General features: G+C 68.0%; 16 protein-coding genes. 11 read left to right on the forward strand and 5 right to left on the reverse strand.

Translation table 11 applies throughout. The features are described from left to right. The first annotated feature begins 49 nt into the window (after nt 1-49). From ACSVDO_RS06630 to ACSVDO_RS06680, 11 genes are all read left to right on the forward strand, one after another. Complete coding sequence (locus ACSVDO_RS06630; RefSeq protein WP_489595490.1) at nt 50-1,303, forward strand: TolC family protein; 1,254 nt, start codon at nt 50-52, stop codon at nt 1,301-1,303. A 14-nt stretch (nt 1,304-1,317) separates the two neighbouring features. Further along, nucleotides 1,318-1,857 (forward strand): hypothetical protein, encoded by a 540-nt coding sequence (locus tag ACSVDO_RS06635; protein ID WP_489595492.1) that lies wholly within the window; start codon nt 1,318-1,320, stop codon nt 1,855-1,857. Then, nucleotides 1,854-2,951, forward strand: a complete 1,098-nt coding sequence (locus ACSVDO_RS06640; RefSeq protein WP_489595494.1) for an efflux RND transporter periplasmic adaptor subunit — start codon at nt 1,854-1,856, stop codon at nt 2,949-2,951. The genes ACSVDO_RS06635 and ACSVDO_RS06640 overlap by 4 nt, the downstream gene beginning before the upstream one ends. Nucleotides 2,952-2,965: 14 nt before the next feature. After that, nucleotides 2,966-6,085: an efflux RND transporter permease subunit gene (locus ACSVDO_RS06645; protein WP_332535340.1), complete on the forward strand. Its 3,120-nt coding sequence runs from the start codon at nt 2,966-2,968 to the stop codon at nt 6,083-6,085. A gap of 23 nt (nt 6,086-6,108) precedes the next feature. Continuing rightward, a complete protein-coding gene (locus ACSVDO_RS06650; RefSeq protein ID WP_332535342.1) occupies nt 6,109-6,486 on the forward strand; it encodes a hypothetical protein in 378 nt (125 codons plus the stop codon). Nucleotides 6,487-6,626: 140 nt separating this feature from the next. Then, complete coding sequence (locus ACSVDO_RS06655) at nt 6,627-7,763, forward strand: metallophosphoesterase (protein WP_489595496.1); 1,137 nt, start codon at nt 6,627-6,629, stop codon at nt 7,761-7,763. A 76-nt stretch (nt 7,764-7,839) separates the two neighbouring features. Then, a complete protein-coding gene (locus ACSVDO_RS06660; RefSeq protein ID WP_332535346.1) occupies nt 7,840-8,760 on the forward strand; it encodes a LysR family transcriptional regulator in 921 nt (306 codons plus the stop codon). A 98-nt stretch (nt 8,761-8,858) separates the two neighbouring features. After that, nucleotides 8,859-10,277 (forward strand): 3-isopropylmalate dehydratase large subunit, encoded by a 1,419-nt coding sequence (gene leuC, locus ACSVDO_RS06665; RefSeq protein ID WP_489595498.1) that lies wholly within the window; start codon nt 8,859-8,861, stop codon nt 10,275-10,277. Then, nucleotides 10,270-10,908, forward strand: a complete 639-nt coding sequence (gene leuD, locus ACSVDO_RS06670) for a 3-isopropylmalate dehydratase small subunit (protein WP_489595500.1) — start codon at nt 10,270-10,272, stop codon at nt 10,906-10,908. Before leuC ends, leuD begins: the two co-directional genes overlap by 8 nt. Nucleotides 10,909-11,158: 250 nt before the next feature. Beyond that, on the forward strand, nt 11,159-12,391 hold the full coding sequence (locus ACSVDO_RS06675; RefSeq protein WP_489595502.1) for an MFS transporter: 1,233 nt from the start codon (nt 11,159-11,161) through the stop codon (nt 12,389-12,391). A 37-nt stretch (nt 12,392-12,428) separates the two neighbouring features. Continuing rightward, the gene (locus ACSVDO_RS06680; RefSeq protein ID WP_489595504.1) at nt 12,429-13,970 is read left to right on the forward strand and encodes an acetolactate synthase large subunit; all 1,542 of its coding nucleotides are present in this window, start codon (nt 12,429-12,431) and stop codon (nt 13,968-13,970) included. A gap of 6 nt (nt 13,971-13,976) precedes the next feature. Here ACSVDO_RS06680 and ACSVDO_RS06685 read toward each other — a convergent pair whose 3' ends face one another. The 5 genes from ACSVDO_RS06685 to ACSVDO_RS06705 form a co-directional block, all read right to left on the reverse strand. Further along, on the reverse strand, nt 13,977-14,381 hold the full coding sequence (locus tag ACSVDO_RS06685; RefSeq protein ID WP_489595506.1) for a GFA family protein: 405 nt from the start codon (nt 14,379-14,381) through the stop codon (nt 13,977-13,979). Further along, on the reverse strand, nt 14,374-14,904 hold the full coding sequence (locus ACSVDO_RS06690; protein ID WP_489595508.1) for a P-loop NTPase family protein: 531 nt from the start codon (nt 14,902-14,904) through the stop codon (nt 14,374-14,376). The genes ACSVDO_RS06685 and ACSVDO_RS06690 overlap by 8 nt, the downstream gene beginning before the upstream one ends. 20 nt (nt 14,905-14,924) lie before the next feature. Further along, nucleotides 14,925-15,911 (reverse strand): thymidylate synthase, encoded by a 987-nt coding sequence (locus ACSVDO_RS06695; protein WP_489595510.1) that lies wholly within the window; start codon nt 15,909-15,911, stop codon nt 14,925-14,927. 64 nt (nt 15,912-15,975) lie between these two features. Further along, nucleotides 15,976-17,994 carry an ABC transporter permease subunit gene (locus ACSVDO_RS06700; RefSeq protein WP_489595512.1) on the reverse strand — a complete coding sequence of 673 codons (2,019 nt, stop codon included), beginning with the start codon at nt 17,992-17,994 and terminating at the stop codon, nt 15,976-15,978. A gap of 56 nt (nt 17,995-18,050) precedes the next feature. Beyond that, nucleotides 18,051-19,094: an amino acid ABC transporter substrate-binding protein gene (locus ACSVDO_RS06705; protein ID WP_489595514.1), complete on the reverse strand. Its 1,044-nt coding sequence runs from the start codon at nt 19,092-19,094 to the stop codon at nt 18,051-18,053. Nucleotides 19,095-19,333: the final 239 nt, after the last annotated feature.

Genomic DNA, 19,333 nt, shown 5'->3' on the forward strand with positions numbered 1-19,333 from the left:
TCGACCTTTGGACCCGCGGGCACGCGCCCGCATTCACGACGAACAAAAAATGAAACGCAAACGCTGGGGCTCCCTCGGCATTCTGGCGGCCGCATTGCTGACGGCCGCCATATCGGGCCATGCCCAGACGGGCCGTGCCCAGACGGGCCGTGACCCATCCTCCTCCCCTGCGCCGCTGCGCCAGGGTTTTGAAACCGCCTGGGCCAGGCAGCCCGAGCAGCGCGCCGCCGGCCTGCGGCGCGACGCCGCGGCCGCCGGCCTGCGCGCGGCCGAACGCTGGACGCCCGAGACTGCGGCGCTCGATCTGTCGACGCGCAGCGATCGCTGGCACCGCAACGACGGCGCGCGCGAGTACGAAGCCGCGCTGTCCGTGCCGCTGTGGTCGCCCGGCGAGCGCGCGAAGTCGCAGGCGGCAGCGCAGTCCCAGGCGCAGGCGGTCGACGCGCTGCTGGGCGCGGCGCAGTGGCGCCTGGCCGATGAAGTGCGCGAAGCCTACTGGACGCGGCAGCGCGCGCGCATCGAGCACGAAATCGCGCAGCAGAAGCTCGCCAGCGCCCAGGGCATTGCGCGCGACGTGCAGCGCCGCGTGACGGCCGGCGATCTCGCGCGCGCCGATGCCCATCAGGCCGATTCAGCGGTAGCCGTGGCGCAAAGCGCGGTTGCCGAAGCCGCGGTCGCCGAAGCGCAAAGCGCCCAGGCCTGGGCCATGCTGACCGGCCAGGACCTGCGCGAGGGTCCGCAGGAACCGTTGCCCGCGCCCATGCCGCTCACCGCGCATCCCGCGCTGCGCGAACTCCAGGCCAGGGTCGATCTCGCACGGCGCCAGCAGGATCTGGCCGGCGTGCAGACGCGCGCCAACCCGGAGCTCTCGCTGGGCACGACGCGCGAGCGCGATGCGCGCGGCGAGCGCTCGGCGCAAAGCATCAACGTCGGTCTGCGCATTCCGCTGGGCCGCTTGAGCGCCAGCGATGCCAGGCTTGCGAATGCCAGCGCCGACCTGCTCGAAGCGCAAAGCCAGCTTGACCTGGAAACGCAGCGCATCGATGCCCGGATCGCGCTGGCGCGCACCCGCGTCGAACTGCTGGCGCAGGCCCGCGACTCTGCCCAGCGGCGCGCGGCGCTGGCCGGCGAATCGCGCGGCTTTTTCGACAAGGCCTTCCGCCTGGGCGAGAGCGATCTGCCCACGCGGCTGCGCATCGATCTCGAAGCTTTCGAGGCCGAACGCCAGGCCGCCCGCAGCCGGCTCGAAGTCGGCGCCGCCATTTCTCAACTTCGTCAGGCGCTGGGGCTGCTGCCCGAGTGACCGCAGGAAAAACCATGTTCAATGCATTCATTGCAGGCGCAAGCCTGCTCGCGGGCCTTTACAGCCCGCTGGCCCTGGCCGATGCCGGCCACAGCCACGACGCGCCGTCCAGCACCGCGTCGGCTCCCGCGATTCCGCGTTTTGCCGCGGTCTCCGAGCTGTTTGAAGTCGTGGGCACGGCCAACGGCACGCAGCTCGCGCTTTATCTCGATCGCTTTGCCGACAACGCACCGGTTGCGGGCGCGACGCTCGAAGTGAACGTTGGCGAAGCGACGGTCGCCATGAAGGAAATCGCCGCGGGCGAATTCGAAGGCACGCTGGCCCAGGCCCTGCCGTCCGGCGTGACATCGGTCACGGTGACCGTGGACGCCGCAGGCGAGACCGATCTGCTGGCCGGCGATTTCGATGTGCACGCCGAGGCCGCCGACGAGCACGCGCAGCGCGACTGGCGCGCATTGCTGCCTTGGGGCCTTGCGGCGGTGGGCCTGGCCGGTGGCGGCCTGTGGCTGGCGCGCCGTAGCGGCGCCCGCCGCAGCGCAGGAGGTGCAGCATGATGCGCCCGCTGTTGCTCACACTTTTGCTGGCCGCCGCCATGCCCTCCTGGGCCGATGCCGGCCATGACCATGGCGGCCCCGCGCCCGTGGGCAATGCCAACGGCCCGGGCCGCCAGCCCGACGGCAGCGTGTTCCTGCCCAAGCCCGCGCAGCGCCAGATGGCCTTGCGCACGCTGGTCGTGCAGCCCGCCGAACTGCCGCGCACCCTGGAGCTCGCGGGCCGCGTGGTGATGGACCCGAATGCCGGCGGCAAGGTCCAGCCCATGGCTGCGGGCCGCATAGAAGCCGGCCCCAAGGGCCTGCCCGTGATCGGCCAGCGCGTGCGCAAGGGCGAAGTGCTGGCCTATGTCACGGCCGCCACGGCTGCGATCGAACGCTCCAGCCAGGCCGCGCAGATCGCCGAGCTGCGCGCCGCGAAGGCGCTGGCCGACAAGCGCCTGGCGCGGCTCAAGGAGCTGAGCGACACCGTGCCGCGCAAGGAGATCGAGGCCGTCGAGTCGGAAACCGCAAGCCTGTCGGCGCGCATTGCCGCGCTGTCCACGGCCGTGGGCGCACGCGAGGCGCTGGTCGCGCCCGTGTCGGGCGTGATTGCCGCGGCCTACGCCGTTGCGGGTCAGGTGGTCGATGCGCGTGAACTGGTCTATGAAATCGTCGATCCCGCGCAGCTCAACATCGAGGCCCTGGCGTTCGATACCGCGCTGGCGTCCGATGTCGCCAGCGCGCGCATGGTGGCCGGCGGCGAGCGCGTGGAATTGCGCTTTGTCGGCGCCGCGCGTTCGCTGCGCGAGCAGGCGCTGCCCATGGTGTTCCGTGCCCAGGGCGAAGCGCTGGCAACGCTGGCGCTGGGCCAGCCGGTCAAGGTCTTTGTGCGTAGCCGCTCGACGGTCAAGGGCATTGCCGTGCCCGCGGCGGCGCTGCTGCGCAACCCCGCGAACCAGGACATCGTCTGGGTCAAGACCGGGCCCGAACGACTGGAGCCGCGCGTGGTCACGACGGCGCCGCTGGACGGCGCCCAGGTGGCCGTGACTTCCGGCCTGCAGGCCGGTGACCGGGTCGCCACGCAAGGCGCGACCCTGGTCAATCAGATCCGCTGACAGGAGCCACTCACATGTTCAAATGGCTTCTCGTCAACAGCCTGGCCAACCGGCTGCTGGTCATCATCGCCAGCGTGGTGCTGATGTTCTACGGCGCGTGGACGCTTTCGCGCACGCCCGTCGACGTCTTTCCCGATCTCAACAAGCCAACCGTCACCGTGATGACCGAGGCCGGCGGCATGGCCGCCGAGGAGGTCGAGCAACTGATCACCTTTCCGCTCGAGACCACGATGAACGGCCTGCCCGGCGTGGAGACCGTGCGCTCCGTGTCGTCCGCGGGCCTGTCCTTCGTCTACATCACCTTCGACTGGAGCACGGACATCTTCCGCGCGCGGCAGATGGTGTCGGAGCGGCTCGCTTCCATGGAGGAGGGCATAGCGCCCGGCGTCGTGCCGCGCATGGGGCCGATCAGCTCCATCATGGGCGAGATCATGCAGATCGCGATTCCCGTCGACACCGGCAAGATCTCGCAGATGGCGGTGCGCGAGTACGCCGACTGGGTGCTGCGCCCACGGCTGATGGCCGTGCCGGGCGTGGCCCAGGTGATTCCCATCGGCGGCGAAGTGCGCCAGTTCCAGGTGCAGCCCGACACGCGGCGCATGGCGGACCTGGGCATTTCGCATGAGCAGCTCGAAGCCGCGCTCAAGGGCTACTCGTCCAATACCTCGGGCGGTTTTCTCGAACTCAACGGCCGCGAATACCTGATCCGCCACCTGGGCAGAACCTCGCGCCTCGAAGACCTGAGCAATCTCGCGCTCACCGCGAGGAACGGCCAGCCCATACTGCTGCGGCAGATCGCCGAAGTCACGTTTGCTGCGGCGCTCAAGCGCGGCGACGCGGGCTTCGAAGGCAAGCCCGCGGTGATCCTGGGCATACAGAAGCAGCCCACGGCCGACACCATCGCGCTGACGCGTTCCATCGAGCAGGCGCTGGCGGGAATGAACGCCTCGCTGCCCGCGGGCATGGACGCGCCGCGCGTGACCTTCCGCCAGGCCAGCTTCATCGAGGCGTCGATAGACAACCTCAAGTGGAAGCTGATTGGCGCGTCGGTGTTCGTTGCCGCCATCCTGTTCTTCTTCCTGGGAACGCTGCGTCCGACCATCATCGCGCTCACGGCGATTCCGGTGTCGATCTTTCTCACGGCCCTGGTCTTCAAGTATTTCGGCCTGTCGATCAACACCATGACGCTGGGCGGGCTGGCGATCGCCATCGGCGGCCTGGTCGACGACGCCGTGGTCGACGTGGAGAACATCCTGCGGCGCCTCAAGGAAGACCGCGCGCGCCATCCGGGCCAGCGCAGCAACGTGCTGGCGCTGGTCGCGCGCGCGTCGATGGAAGTGCGCTCGGCGATTCTCTACGCCACGGTGATCATCGTGCTGGTGTTCGTGCCGCTGTTCGCGCTGCCGGGCATAGAGGGCCGGCTGTTCATTCCGCTGGGCATAGCCTTCATCGTCTCGACGCTGGCCAGCCTGATGGTGTCGGTCACGGTCACGCCCGTGCTGTCGTACTACCTGCTGCCGACGATGAAATCGCTGGACCATGGCGACACGCGGCTGCTGGCCTGGCTCAAGCGCCAGTACGCGGTGGGACTCACGAGCGTGCTGAACCGCCCCAAGGCCACGCTCGCGGCCGCGGGCGTGGCGGTGCTGCTGGCCATCGCCTCGGTGCCTTTCTTTCCAACTACCTTCTTGCCGCCGTTCAACGAAGGCACGCTGATGATTGGCATCCGGCTCAACCCGGGCGTGACGCTGTCGGAGACTTCGGCGCTGGCGCGCCAGGCCGAAGTGCTGGTCATGCAGGTGCCCGAAGTGACCCATGTCGGGCGGCGCAGCGGCCGCGCCGAACTCGACGAGCATGCCGAAGGCGTGCACGTGAGCGAGCTGGACGTAGGCCTCAAGCCTGCGGGCGAACTCACGCGCTCGATGGCGGAGATCTCGGCCGACATCCGCGCGCGGCTGGCGAACCTGCCGGCGGCGATTTCAATCGGCCAGCCGATCTCGCACCGCATAGACCACATGCTGTCGGGCGTGCGCTCGCAGATCGCGATCAAGATCTTCGGCGAGGACCTCGACACGCTGCGCGGCCAGGCCGATGCGCTGCGCGCGCGGCTCGCGGCCGTACCCGGCCTGGCCGATCTCGAAGTCGAAAAGCAGGTGCTGGCGCCGCAGATCAAGGTGCGCATCGACTACGCCGCCGCCGCGCAGTACGGCGTGCCCGTGCCGCAGGTGCTGGCGACGCTGCAAAGCCTGGTCGAAGGCGAACGCGTGACGCAGATCGTCGAGGGCGGGCGGCGCTTCGCTCTGGTCGTGAAGCTGCCCGAGGAGACGCGTTCGGCCAACGGCCTCAAGGACATCCTGATCGAGACGCCCACGGGGCGCGTGCCGCTGTCCAAGATCGCGAGCATCGAGGAAGGCGACGGCCCCAACCAGATCAGCCGCGACGATGGCAAGCGCCGCATCGTGCTCTCGGCGAACTCGCAGGGCCGGCCGCTGTCCGACATCGTCGCCGACATGCGCCAGGTGATTGCCGACACGCCGCTGCCCGAAGGCTATTTCGTCACGCTGGGCGGACAGTTCCAGGCCCAGGAAGAGGCGTCCAAGCTCGTGGGCCTGCTGTCGCTGGTGTCGCTGACGCTGATGTTCATCGTGCTCTACAGCCGCTACCAGTCGACGCGGCTGTCGCTGCTGATCATGGCCAACATCCCGCTGGCCCTGGTCGGCGCGGTGCTGGGCCTGTGGCTTTCGGGCCAGCCGCTGTCTATCGCCGCGCTCGTGGGCTTCATCACGCTGGCCGGCATCTCGGTGCGCAACGGCATTCTGAAAGTCAGCCACTACGTGAACCTGATGCGCCTCGAAGGCGAGGACTTCGATCACAAGATGATCGTGCGCGGCTCGCTGGAGCGGCTCGCGCCCGTGCTGATGACCGCGCTGGTGACGGCGTTCGCGCTGGCACCGCTGCTGTTCGAAGCCGAGCAGCCGGGCACCGAAGTGCTGCACCCGGTGGCGGTCGTGATCTTCTCGGGCCTCATCAGCGCCACCTTGCTCGACACCTTCCTGACCCCCGCCATGTTCTGGCTCTTCGGCCGTGCGGACGCCGAGCGTCTCATGCAATCCAAAGACGTAGAAGCCCTGTGATTCAACCAACCGAAAGGACTCCCATGAAAACCGCAATTGCCACGCTTTCTCTCGCCATCCTGGCGGCCGGCGCTCCGGTCTTTGCCGCGGGCAACCATGCCCATGACCCCGCGCACGGCGGCGTCGTCGCCGCGGCCAAGGAGGCGGACTATGAACTCGTGGCCAAGGCCGATGTGCTGCAGCTTTATGTCTCCGACCACGGCAAGGCGCGCGACCTGTCCAGGGCCAGCGCCAAGCTGACGCTGCTCGCGGGCAAGGACAAGCAGGAGGCCCAGCTGCTGCCCGCGGGCGACAGGCTGGAAGCCAGGGGCGCGTTCAAGGTGGCGCCAGGCACCAAGGTGGTGGCCGTGGTCACCGATGGCGGCAAGGCGCTGGGCACGGCGCGCTTCACGCTGAAGTAGGTGCGCAGCGGCGGCGCACGCCGCGGAAATGGCACAGCAGCCCGTGGGCAAAACCTTGGCACGGCAGAATGCGCGCACGGACCAGGCACCGGCGGTGCCGGTCACCCGCGCCGCCGCGCCTGCCATTCCCCGGGTTTCCTGTGTTCCACGTCTACTGCGCCATTGCCTATCTGTTTGTCGTCGCGCGCGTCATCGCGCCCCTGCCCATCCGGGGGCGCTGGCGGCTGCTGGCGGCGGCCGCGCTGCTGCCGGGCGCGCTCTACCAGTTCTGGACGCGCCTGTTCTTCGGCACCATGTTCTCGGCCGAGGTGCCCTACGCCGTTGCCGCGCTGCTGGGCTGGACGTTCTGCAGCTTCGTGCTGCTGCTGGTGTTCACCATCGTCGGCGAAGTGCTGTCCATGCTGTATTGGCTGCTCACGCGCCGCTCTGCCGCTCGCCGCGCTAACCCGCCCAGCGGCACGGCGCGCCGGCTGATCACGCTGGCGCTGGCCTTCGGGCTGGGCGGTTTCGGCTTCATCCAGGCCACGCGCCTGCCCGAAGTGCACCGCGTGGACCTGGCCGTGAAGAACCTGCCCGCCGCGCTCGAAGGCTTCAAGCTGGTGCAGCTCAGCGACCTGCACATCAGCAAACTGTTCCAGCAGGACTGGGTGCGGGGCGTGGTCGAGCGCACCAATGCCATCGATGCCGATCTGATCGTCGTGACCGGCGACTTCATCGACGGCAGCGTGCAGGCGCGCCGCGACGATGTGGCGCCGCTGGCGCAGCTCCAGGCGCGCCACGGCGTGCTCGGCATTCCCGGCAACCACGAGTACTACTTCGACTACGCTGCCTGGAAAGCCCGTTTCGAGGAGCTGGGCGTGCGCATGCTGACCAATCAGCATGCGGTGGTGCAGCACGGCACGGCGCAGCTGACGGTGGCCGGCATCGCCGATGCCGTGGCCACGCTCTATGGCTATGAAGGCCCCGATCTGCCCAAGGCACTTGCCGGCGCGCCCGCGGATGCGCCTGTCGTGCTGCTGTCGCACCGGCCCGCGGGTGCGGCGCGCAACGCCCAGGCCGGCGTCGCGCTGCAGCTGTCGGGCCACACCCATGGCGGCATGGTGCTGGGCATGGAGCCGGTGTTCGGGCCGCCCAACGAAGGCTATCTGACGCGCGGCTACCGCGTGGGCGAAATGCAGCTTTATGTGAGCAACGGCACGGGGCTGTGGATGGGCTTTCCCATACGCCTGGGCATTCCTTCGGAGATCACCGAGTTCGTGCTGACGCGCGCGCAGTAGCGCGGGCCGTGGGGCGCACGGCATGAATGCGGGTGCGAGAATCCAGCCATTCCCGCGGCGACACAACAGGCTCTCGATGGACATGTTTTCCGATCTCGCTTTTTTCTCCCTGGTGATCAGGCATGGCTCGCTCGCGGCCGCGGCGCAGGAGATGGGCCTGACGCCGCCGTCGGCAAGCAAGCGGCTGTCCAACATCGAGGCGCGGCTGGGAGTGCGCCTGCTCAACCGCACCACGCGCCGCATCAGCCTCACGCCCGAAGGCGAAATCTACGTGAGCGAAGGCGCGCGCGTGCTCGCCGAGATGGAGGCACTCGAGCGCCGCGTAGCGGGCGCGAAGGCGCTGCCGCGCGGCCAGATCAAGCTCAGCGCGACGCTGGGCTTCGGGCGGCAGTTCATCGCGCCCGCGCTCTCGAAATTCGCGCGCCAGTTTCCCGACGTCGAAGTCCAGTTGCGCCTGACCGACAAGCCCGTCAATCTCGTCGAGCAGGGCCTGGACGCGGTGATTCGCCTGGGCGAGATGCCCGACGCACAACTGACTGCGCGGCTGCTCGCGCCCAACAGGCGCATCCTGTGCGCCGCGCCTTCCTATCTGCAGCGCGCCGGGGTGCCGCTGCAGCCCGCGGCCTTGCAGCGCCATGCCTGCCTGTTCATCCGCGAAAGCGACGACACCTTCGGCACCTGGCATCTGCGCGCGGGAACGCGCCAGGAAAGCGTCAAGGTGCGCGGACCGCTGAGCAGCAACGACGGCGACTGCGCGCTGACCTGGGCACTCGACGGCCATGGCATCCTGATGCGCTCGCTTTGGGACGCCGCGCCCTACCTGCGATCGGGCCGGCTGCAAGCGGTTCTGACGGAATGGACGCTGCCCGGCGCCGATATCTATCTGGTGTTTCCCAACAGTTCCAATCTGTCGGCGAAAACCCGGGTCTTCGTCGACTTCATGGTCAAGACCTTTGCCCCCCACAGGGCGGCAAAGGACGAGTTCCTGGGCTGGTGAAGCCCACCGGTTGACCTGGATCATTGTGTCGTCCAGCGACCCAAAGAAGTAACTTTCGCGATATTGTGGTGGCCGATTGCATCTATACGATGGCGGTCATGACTCCCAGAACGCTTTATCAAAAACTTGTCGACGCGCATACGGTCGCGCGATTGGACGAACAGAACGTGCTGCTGTTCTGCGATCTGCACCTGATGAACGAGTACACCAGCCCCCAGGCTTTCGCCGGACTGCACGAGAAAGGCCGCGGCGTGCCCATGCCCGGGCAGAACGTCGCGGTGGTGAGCCATGTGATTCCCACCGAGCCGGGCACCATACGCGTGATCCGCGATGCCGCGCCCGCGCTGCAGGCGAGCAATCTGAAGAAGAACTGCGAGCGCCACGCGATCCCGCTGTTCGACACCAACGACATGCTGCAGGGCATAGAGCATGTGGTCGCGCCCGAGCATGGAATGATCCGCCCCGGCATGGTGGTGATCTGCGGCGACTCGCACACCACCACCTACGGCGCGCTGGGCGCGCTGGGCTTTGGCATAGGCACGTCCGAAGTCGAGCATGTGCTCGCCACCCAGACCCTGGTCTACCGGCTGGCCCAGGACATGCGCATCCGCATCGACGGCACGCTGCCCGTGGGCACCACGGCCAAGGACCTGGTGCTGATGGTCATAGGCCAGATCGGTGCGCAGGGCGCGCGCGGCCATGTGATCGAGTTCTGCGGCACGGCGCTCGACGCCTTGTCGATAGAGGCGCGCTTCACGGTCTGCAACATGGCCGTCGAAGCCGGCGCACGCGGCGCATTGATCGCGCCCGACGCCAAGGCCAGGCAATACGTGCTGGAGCGCGCGCCGGACATCGAGGGCAGCGTGCGCGACGCGGCGCTTGCGCATTGGGACACGCTGTTCTCCGACGAAGGCGCGCCATTCCATATCGAGCACCGCTTCGACGCCAGCGACGTCGCGCCGCATGTGACCTGGGGCACCAGCCCCGACCAGGTGGTGCGCATCGACGGCCGCATTCCCGAGCCCGACGACCAGCCCGCGGGCCCGCTGCGCCGCAGCACCGAGCAGGCGCTGCGCTACACCGGCCTGGCCGCGGGCGCGGCGATAGAAGGCACGCCCATCCAGCATGTGTTCATAGGCTCGTGCACCAATGCGCGCATCGAAGACCTGCGCGCCGTGGCGCGCGTGGTCGAAGGCCGGCAGGTGGCCAGCGGCGTGCGCGCCATGGTCGTGCCGGGCTCGGGCGCGGTCAAGCATATGGCCGAGCAGGAAGGCATCGCCAAGATCCTCCAGGATGCGGGCTTTGAGTGGCGCGCGCCCGGCTGTTCCATGTGCCTGGCGATGAACGGCGACATCCTGGAGGCCGGCGTGCGCTGCGCCTCGACCACCAACCGCAATTTCGAAGGCCGCCAGGGACGCGGCGCGATCACCCATCTGATGAGCCCGGCAATGGCCGCGGCCGCCGCGCTCACGGGCGCGATCACCGACGTTCGCCGACTGGAGTCCGCCCATGCGTAAGCAGCATATTCTTTCCGGCAAGGCTGCCGCACTGCCCATCGAGAACCTCGACACCGACCAGATCATGCCCAAGCAGTTCCTGCACGGCATCGACAAGGCCGGGCTGGCCAAGGGCCTGCTGTATGACCTGCGCTTCGACGCGCAGGGCCGCGCGCGTGAAGACTTCGTTCTCAACCGGCCCGAGCGCGCGGGCACCGAGATCCTGGTCGCGGGCGCAAACTTCGGCTGCGGCTCCAGCCGCGAGCACGCGGTCTGGGGCCTGCAGCAGTTCGGCATCCAGGCCGTGATCGCGCCGAGCTTCGGCGAGATCTTCTACTCGAACGCGATGAACAACCAGCTGCTGCTGGTGATGCTGCCCGAAGCCTACATCGCGGCGATGATGGCCGATGCCCAACGGCTGGAGACCGCGGAGATGGCGATCGATATAGAGAACCTGCGCGTGCGCAGCGCGAGCGTCGACGCGGGCTTTGCGCTGTCGGCGCGCCATCAGCGCATGCAGCTCGAAGGCCTGGACGTGATCGGCCTGTCGCTGACCTATGAGCAGCAAATCCAGGCCTTTGCCGCGCGGCATTGGCAGGCCCAGCCCTGGGTCAAGGATGTGGCGGCGCATACCCGGGCGCGGCTGGGCTGAGCCTTGGTGCGCTGTTCGATGGCCTGCACCCGCATCCGGGCGGCATGTTGGCAGGCTTATGGGGCGCCATATGGCGGCGCCACCGATCTTTTCGAACTTGTCGCCCTGGCGTAAGGCAGGGCGACAAGATATGGGTACGATGCAGCGCATGCCGCCGGGCGCAACATGGCCCGGTGCCACCGAAGCAATTCGTGGCAATCAATGATGTATCTGCGGGCGGGGCAACTGCCTGGCAAGCAACCCACCAAATATGGACACCCGTTCCTCCGTGCGCGGCCTGGCCGCGCTGACCTTCGCGCTGACGCTGAGCCAGTTCTTCCGCAGCTGCCTGGCCGTCATGGCGCCCGAAGTGCAGAGCGATCTGCAGCTGTCGCCCGCGGGCTTCGGCCTGCTGTCGTCGTGCTTCTTCCTGTCCTTCGGCATCGCCCAGATTCCCGTGGGCATGGCGTTCGACCGCTACGGCGTCGGCGCGCCCACGCGCTGGCTGCTGTCGCTGGGCGTTGTCTCCGCGGGCCTGTTCGCGCTCGCGCCCAACGGGCCCACGGCAATGCTCGCCCAGGTGGGGCTGGGACTGGCCTGTGCGCCGGTCTTCATGGGGCTGATGCACTTCGCGGCCCAGGTCCTGCCGGCCCATCAGTTCGCGACCTCGGTCAGCCGGGCCAACGCGGCGGGCATGCTCGGCGCGCTGTGCGCGACCGCGCCGCTGGGCTGGGCCATACACGCTTTCGGCTGGCGCGCGCCCATTTTGGCGGCCGGCGTGCTGATGGCCGTGGCCTGCTGGCTGGTTGCCGCCCAGGTCAGGGACAGCGGCAATGTCCACGCGCAGGAAGAGGGTCTGGGCGCGATGCTGGGCGCCAGCGGCCGGCTGCTGTTCATTCCCGCGCTCTGGACGCTGATTCCCATGTGCATGGCCCTGGCCGTGGGCACGACCTTCCGCAATTCCTGGGGTGGCCCCTATCTGGCCGATGTGTTCGGCCTGAGCGCGGGCGCGCGCGGACTGGCGCTGGCCGTGCTGAGCCTGGCGGCCATCTGCGCCGCGGCCGCGCTGCCCTGGTTCGTGCACCGCTTCGCGGTACGGCAAACCGTGCTGGCCTGGGCGCTGGCCGCGTTGACCGCGGGCGGCGCGCTGGTGCTGCTGCCCGGCGCGGGCGTGCTGCTGGACATCCCGCTGCTGGCGATGCTGGCCAGCATAGGCGTGCTCCATCCACTGGTCATGGCCCATGGCCGGCTGCTGCTCGCGCCCGAAGTGCATGGGCGCGGCCTGGGTCTGCTCAATACCTTCGTGTTTCTCGGCTCGGCGGCCGCGGCCTGGATCTTCGGGCTGATCGCCGATGCGAACCTTGCCAGCGGCGCGGCGCCGGTTGCCGCCTATACGCGGATCTTCGGCTTTGCCTGTGCCATGGTGCTGGTCGGGGTGGCGGCCTATATGCTCAGTCCGTCGATGGCGCGCGTTGCGGCGGGCGGCGCCAAGCCCGCGGCCTGAGTTTCTTGAATCGAAGTTATCTAGGAGGACGGACAAGATGAATGGTGCAAAGAGCCTGGTGAAGACATTGCTGGCCGCGGGGGTGGACACCTGCTTTGCCAATCCCGGAACAAGCGAGATGCACTTTGTCGCGGCGCTCGATCAGGTGCCCGGCATGAAATGCGTGCTGGGGCTGCAGGAAAACGTGGTCACGGGCATGGCCGACGGCTACTACCGCATCGCGCGCAAGCCCGCCTGCACGCTGCTGCACTGCGGCCCGGGCCTGGCCAACGGCATGGCCAACCTGCACAACGCGCGCCGCGCGCGCAGCGGCATTGTCAATATCGTGGGCGACCAGGCGATCTATCACCGGCCGTTCGACGCCGCGCTGACCGCGGACACCACGGGCATGGCGCAGACCGTTTCCGCCTGGGTGCGCACCAGCACCCGCAGCGCCGATCTGGGCCGCGACGCGGCCGAGGCGGTGCGCGCCGCCCAGGTCTATCCGGGCCAGGTCGCGACGTTGATCCTGCCGGCCGATGTGTCGTGGGAAGAGGGCGGCGTCGTCGCTGCGCCGTTCGATGTGCCGGCGGCGCCCGCAATCGACGCCGCTGCCATAGAGCAGGCCGCGCGCACGTTGCGCGACCAGCGCGATGTACTCATTCTCCTGGCCGGTCCCGGCGTGCTCGCCGAAGCCCAGGCCCTTGCCTGGCGCGTCGCCAGCGCGACCGGCGCGGCCGTGATGGCCAGCTATTCGTCGTCGCACCTGGCGCGCGGCCGCGGCCGCATGCAGCTCGAGCGCGTGCCTTATGTCATGGACCTGGCCATCAAGGCGCTGGACCGCTTCAAGCACATCATCCTGGTGAACGCCACCGAACCCGTGGGCTTCTTCGGCTATCCCGGCATGCCCTCGACCCAGGCCAATCCCCAGGCGCAGTTTCACGTGCTGTCGCGCCCAGACCAGGACGCGGTCGAAGCGCTGCGCGGCCTGGTCCAGGCGCTGGGTGCGCCCGAGGTCGCCATTCCCCATCCCGGCCCGCGCCCCGAGGCCGCGCGCGGCGCGCCCACGCCCGAAGGCCTGGCGCAGACGCTGGCCGCGCTGATGCCCGACAACGCCATCATTTCGGATGAAAGCGTGTCGTACGGCCGCGGCTTCTACAAGTTCACGCACGCCGCGCCCGCGCACGACTGGCTGCACCTGGCGGGCGGCGCGATCGGCGACGGCATGCCCGTGGCCACGGGCGCGGCGCTCGGGGCGGGCAAGCAGCGCCGCGTCATCAACCTGCAGGCCGACGGCTCGGCCATGTACTCGCTGCAGTCGCTGTGGACCCAGGCGCGCGAGCAGCTGCCCGTGACCACCATCATTCTCAACAACAGCAAGTACAACATCCTCATCGGCGAATACGCCAACGTGGGCGCGACGCCGGGCGCGACCGCGATGAGCATGCTGGACCTGGGCAATCCGTCGATCGAATGGACCAAGCTCGCCAACGGCATGGGCGTGGAAGCCGCGCGCGCGACCACGCTCGACGAACTGGCGGCGCTGATGCAGTCCAGCTTCGCGAAAAGCGGGCCGTTCCTCATCGAGCTGATGATCTGACCGGTTTCAGTCGGTCAGCGTGTCATATGGCGCGCGAAAATCGCACCAGAGCGCCCGGGACGCGAGGTGGGCATGCTTTTGCTTGGGCGGCGTGAAGCGCGAATCCAGCGTGCCCAGCGCAAAGCAGATCCAGTCGCTCCAGTCGCCCCGGGTTCTGGACCAGAAAAGCGATGAACCGCAGTGGCCGCAAAACTGCCGCTGCACGAACTCGGACGAGGCGTAGGACTTGATCTCCAGCGCGCCGCTGACGATGTGCAGGTCGCTGCGCGCGACCGCGCCATAGGTGGCGAACGCCGCGCCATGGCCCTTTTGGCATTGGCTGCAATGGCAATGGGTGACGGCCCGGGGCTGGGCGTGCACTTCGTAGCGCACTCTGGCGCACAGGCAGCTTCCCAGATACGCCTCAGCCATGGTGGGCCGCCGCCGCGAGAAAGGCCTGGGCCTGGGCCGGTCGGGTGAGTTCGGTCCACTGCAGGTGCGCGAATTCGGGCTGCGCGCGCAGCGCTGCGAACTTGCGCTGGTTGTTCGCATAGGTGGTCCAGGACCAGCGCAGTATCGAGTCCTTCGACAGGAATGCCATGCGCAGCGACTCGCGGTTGTCCTGGAACAGCCGGGTGCGCAGCAGGCCGCGGCTCAGCGTGCGCCACAGCACGCGCGAAAACACCGTGAACCGTCCGTAGTTGAGCCAGACCACATGCGTGGCGTGCGGCCAGAGCTCGTCGCGCACGGCGCTGTAGTTGCCGTCGGCGACCCAGCGCTGGCCCCGGGTCGCGGCCACCACCGAGCGTTTGAATTGTTCAGCAGGCACGGCCCGCCAGTCCGGCCCCCAGTAGTGGGCGTCGAGCTCGATATAAGTGGCGTCCGTGGCGATTGCCAGCGCCTGCGCAAACGTCGATTTGCCCGCGCCGCTTGTGCCTATCACCAGATAGCGCATTCCCGTGCTGCGCGCTGGAATCAGACTGCCATGGGCGCCGTGATGTGCGCGTGGTGCTGGTAGCCTTCGAGCGTGAAGTCCGAAGGCTCGACTTTTTCCAGCCATTCGGGCTCGTATTTGCCCGTGACCGCGTAGTCGGGAATGCGGTCGGACAGCACCAGCCGGGGCGCTTCGAACGGTTCGCGCGTCAGCTGCTCCTTGAGCATGTCCACATGGTTCTCGTAGATGTGGGCGTCGCCGATGAAGTAGGTAAACCAGCGCGGCTTGTAGCCGGTGAGGCGCCCGACCAGGTGCAGCAGCGCCGCGCCTTCGGTCAGATTGAAGGGCGTGCCCAGGCCCACGTCATTGCTGCGGATGTAGAGGCACAGCGAAATCTCGCCCTTGGACTTGTCGACCAGGAACTGGTAGAGCAGATGGCAGGGGGGCAGGGCCATTTCCTCGAGCTGGGCCCAGTTCCAGCCGTGGAACAGGATGCGGCGGTTGCCCGGGTCCTTGACGATGGTGTCCAGGCACTGGCGCAACTGGTCAATGGCCTTGTACATCAGCACGCCCGACTGCCCGCCGGGCGCGGCTTCGAGCATGCCGATCTGCTGGTAGCCCTTGGACAGCGCATCGGCGACCTGGGCCTGGCCCTGGGGCTCGGAGGGGTCGATCAGCTTGTACGCCGGCCACTGGCGCCACTGCACGCCGTAGACCGAGCCGAGATCGTCTTCCTGCAGCCGGTAGGGGTTGGCCAGCCACTGCGCGTTCTCGTTGGCGTTCTGGTCCCAGACCTTGCAGCCCAGCGCGCGGAAATCGGCGGCGCTGCGGTAGGCGCGCATGAAACCCACGAGTTCGCCCACGGCCGACTTGAACGCCAGCTTCTTGGTCGTGACCGCGGGAAAGCCTTGCTGCAGGTCGAAGCGCAGCATCGCTCCGGGCAGGCTCAGCGTGCGCACGCCCGTGCGGTTGTCCTGCCAGCTGCCGTTGTCGAAGATGTTCTGGACGAGGTCGAGATACTGTTTCATAGGGCGGAATCGTAGCGCAAGCGGCAGCGCCGCACTGCGGGCGGCCGCAATGCCCTGCCGGCCCTCAATGCCGCGCCAGCCGGCGCGAAAGCCACGACAGCGGCAGGCAGATCAGCAGATAGAACAGTCCTACGAAGCAATAGACCTCGACGAAATAGGGGCGCCAGGCGGTGTCGGCGACCACGGTCTTGGCCGCGGCCAGCACGTCGAACACGCCGATGATGGCGACCAGCGAGGTGTCCTTGACCGCGCCGACAAAAACGCCCAGCGCCGCCGGCGCGGCGAGCACGCGCGCCTGGGGCAGCACCACGCTGGCCAGCACCGCGGCCGGGCGCATTCCCAGCGCCTGCGCCGCCATGGCCTGGCTTTGCGGCACGGCCTGCAGCGCGCCGCGCAGCACTTCGGCCAGCATGCAGCCAGTGTGCAGCACGATGGCAAACAAGGCCAGCTGGAACTTGGCGCTTGACCAGTCGCCGCCGACAAAGATGGGAATCCAGAACGAGGCCACGAGCAGCTGCACCACCAGCGGAATGCTGCGCACCGCGTCGACCAGCGCGCCCGCGGGCCAGCGCAGCCAGCGCCGCGGGCTGCGGCGCAGCAGCGCCAGCGCCACGGCCAGCGGCAGGGCCAGCAGGATGGCGCTCAGCGCCATGGCCAGCGTCGCCAGCAGCCCGCCCCAGGCGACCACGGGCAGCGCGGGCCATAGCCCGAGGCCGCCCGTCAGCGCCAGCACCACGGCGAAGGCCCCGGTCATAACCAGCGACGCGCGCATACGCAGCGCCAGGCGCGGCAGCAGCAGCACGGCGATCACGCCTGCGAGCAGCGCACAGGCCAGCGCGGCCTGGGGGCGCTGTTCGGGCGCGATGGTGCCAAAGGTCAGCAGCGGCGCGTTGTAAGTGACCACGGCCCAGCAGGCGCCCGCGGCCTGGGCGCAGGCATCGGCCGTGCCGGTCCAGACCGCATCGAGAAGGGCCCACTGCAGGCCGCGCCACAGCAGCCACAGCGTAGCCGCGGACAGCAGCAGCGTCAGCCCGGAGCGCGCGCGCCCGCGCCACAGCCCTGCGGCGTCGAACGCCGGCAGGCGCAGCACCTGGCCCAGGCGCAGCGTTCCCGCGCCGTCGACGCTGTAGCGGTTGACATGCGCGTTGTATTGCGCGATCGCCCAGGCAAGCAGCGTGCCCAGCAGCACATAGAAGGCCATGGCCAGCGTCATGCCTTCGATCGCGCGGCCGGTCTGGGTGATGGTGGTGTTGATGATGGCCATCAGCTCCTGGTAGCCGATCGCGATCGCCAGCGTGCTGTTCTTGATCAGCATCAGGCATTGATTCGCATAGGGCGGCACGGCCACGCGCACCGCATAGGGGTAGATCACATGCCGCGCCAGAGTGGCGGCGTTCATTCCCAGGGCCTGTCCCGCGTTGACCTGGCCCACGGGCACGGCCAGCACGCCGCCGCGCACCACGTCCGAAATGAATACCGCATGGAAGATCGTCAGGCCCAGCAGCAGGGTCGTGAGTTCGGGGCTCAGGCTCCAGCCGCCGCGCAGGCCCAGGCCCGCGAGCCGCGGCAGGTCCCAATGCAGCGCCGACCAATCCTGCGCGGCCATCGCCCACAGCAGCGCCAGTCCGGCGAACACCGCGGCCTGGGGCCGGCTGCGGCGCCACAGCGTGGCGCAAGGCAGCAGCAGCCACAGCGGCCACCAGACCGCACCCTGCAGCATGGGCAGGGCCAGGCCGCGATTGGACAGATAGACGCCTGGCAGCGGCTGCCAGGCTTCGCGCACCACGGGCAATTGCAGCAGCAGCGCGTACCACATGAACATCTGCAGCAGCACGGGCGTGTTGCGAATCGGCTCGACCACGCAGGCCAGCACGCGCGCCAGCAGCGGGTGGCGCGACAGGCGCAAGACGCCCAGCAGCAGGCCCAGCGCCGTGGCCAGGGGAATGGCGATCGCGGCGACGGTCAGGGTGTTGACCAGGCCTGCAAGCAGCAATTGCCAGTAAGGGTGTTCGGCCGTGACGGCCCACAGGCTTTCGGCGATCTGAAAGCCGGCGCGCTGGCCGAGGAAGCTGAAGTCCAGCATGAAAAATAGTGCGGCCCGGGCGCCTTGTCAGCGCCCGGGCCGCAGCCTGTACTGGATTACTGGAAAGGCGGAGCGTAGAGCAGGCCGCCCTTGTTCCACAGCGCGTTCTGGCCGCGCTCGAGCTTGAGCGGCGTCTTCAGGCCCACGTTGCGGTCCCAGATCTCGCCGTAGTTGCCCACGGCCTTGATCACGTTGTAGGCCCACTTGTCGCTCAGGCCGAAGCTCTTGCCTATGCCCGCATCCAGGCCCAGCAGGCGGCGCACCTGCGGGTCCTTGCTGGCGCTGAAGCTGTCGACGTTCTTCGAGGTGATGCCCAGCTCCTCGGCCGTGACCACCGCATGCACCGTCCACTTGACGATGTCCACCCATTGCGTGTCGCTGTCGCGCACCCAGGGGCTCAGCGGCGACTTGTTGACGCGCTCGGGCAGGATCACGAAATCATCGGCATTGCCCGCGCGCGACGAGCGGCTCGCGGCCAGCGTCGAGGCATCGGACAGATAGACATCGCAGCGGCCCGCGTAGAACGCCTTCTCGAGTTCCACCAGATTTTCGATCACCACCGCGCGGTACTGGATCTTGTGCGTCGCGAACCAGTCGACGAGGTTTTGCTCGTTGTTGGTTCCGGGCTGCACGCAGACCTGGGCGCCGTCGAGGTCCTTGGCGCTCTTGACGCCCAGCTTCCTGGGCACCATGAAGCCTTGGCCGTCATAGAAGACGATGGCCGGCGCCGTGACGTTCATGCCCGCGTCGCGGCCCGAAGTCACCGTGGTGTTGCGGTTGAGCACATCGATCTCGCCCGATTGCAGCGCGGGAAAGCGCTGCTGCGAGCTCAGCGGAACGTAGCGCACCTTGTCGGGTGCGTTGAGCACGGCCGCGGCCAGCGCCTTGCAGAAGTCCACATCGAGGCCGCTCCAGCGGCCCTGGTTGTCGGCCAGCGACAGCCCGGCCGAACCCTGGCTCACGCCGCAGACCAGCTGGCCGCGCTTCTTGATCGTGTCCACCGTGGAGTTCTGGCTTTGGGCGCTTGCGGGAAACAGTGTCAGGGCCGCGGCTGCGCCCGCGGCAGCCAGAGTGAAGCGACGCAGTAAGGATTTACGCATTTGGAGAGCAGGTGATAATGATTGATTCTGGGTTCGGCAGGCTGCGCAAGACCGAAGAAAATCATTTTGATAATGATTGGCGGTTTATTGTTTTCGCGGGAAAGTCGGTGCTTCGAGCTCTTGCTGCGATTGTAGGGAGTCAATGCCATAAACAGTGGATTTCACATAGACGGATTTTCACTATGCATATGACTTAAAAAGTGATGTGCGAACTTCGTAAAAGATGCAGCGTGGTCCTA

The organism is Comamonas sp. DB36, assembly GCF_057914905.1.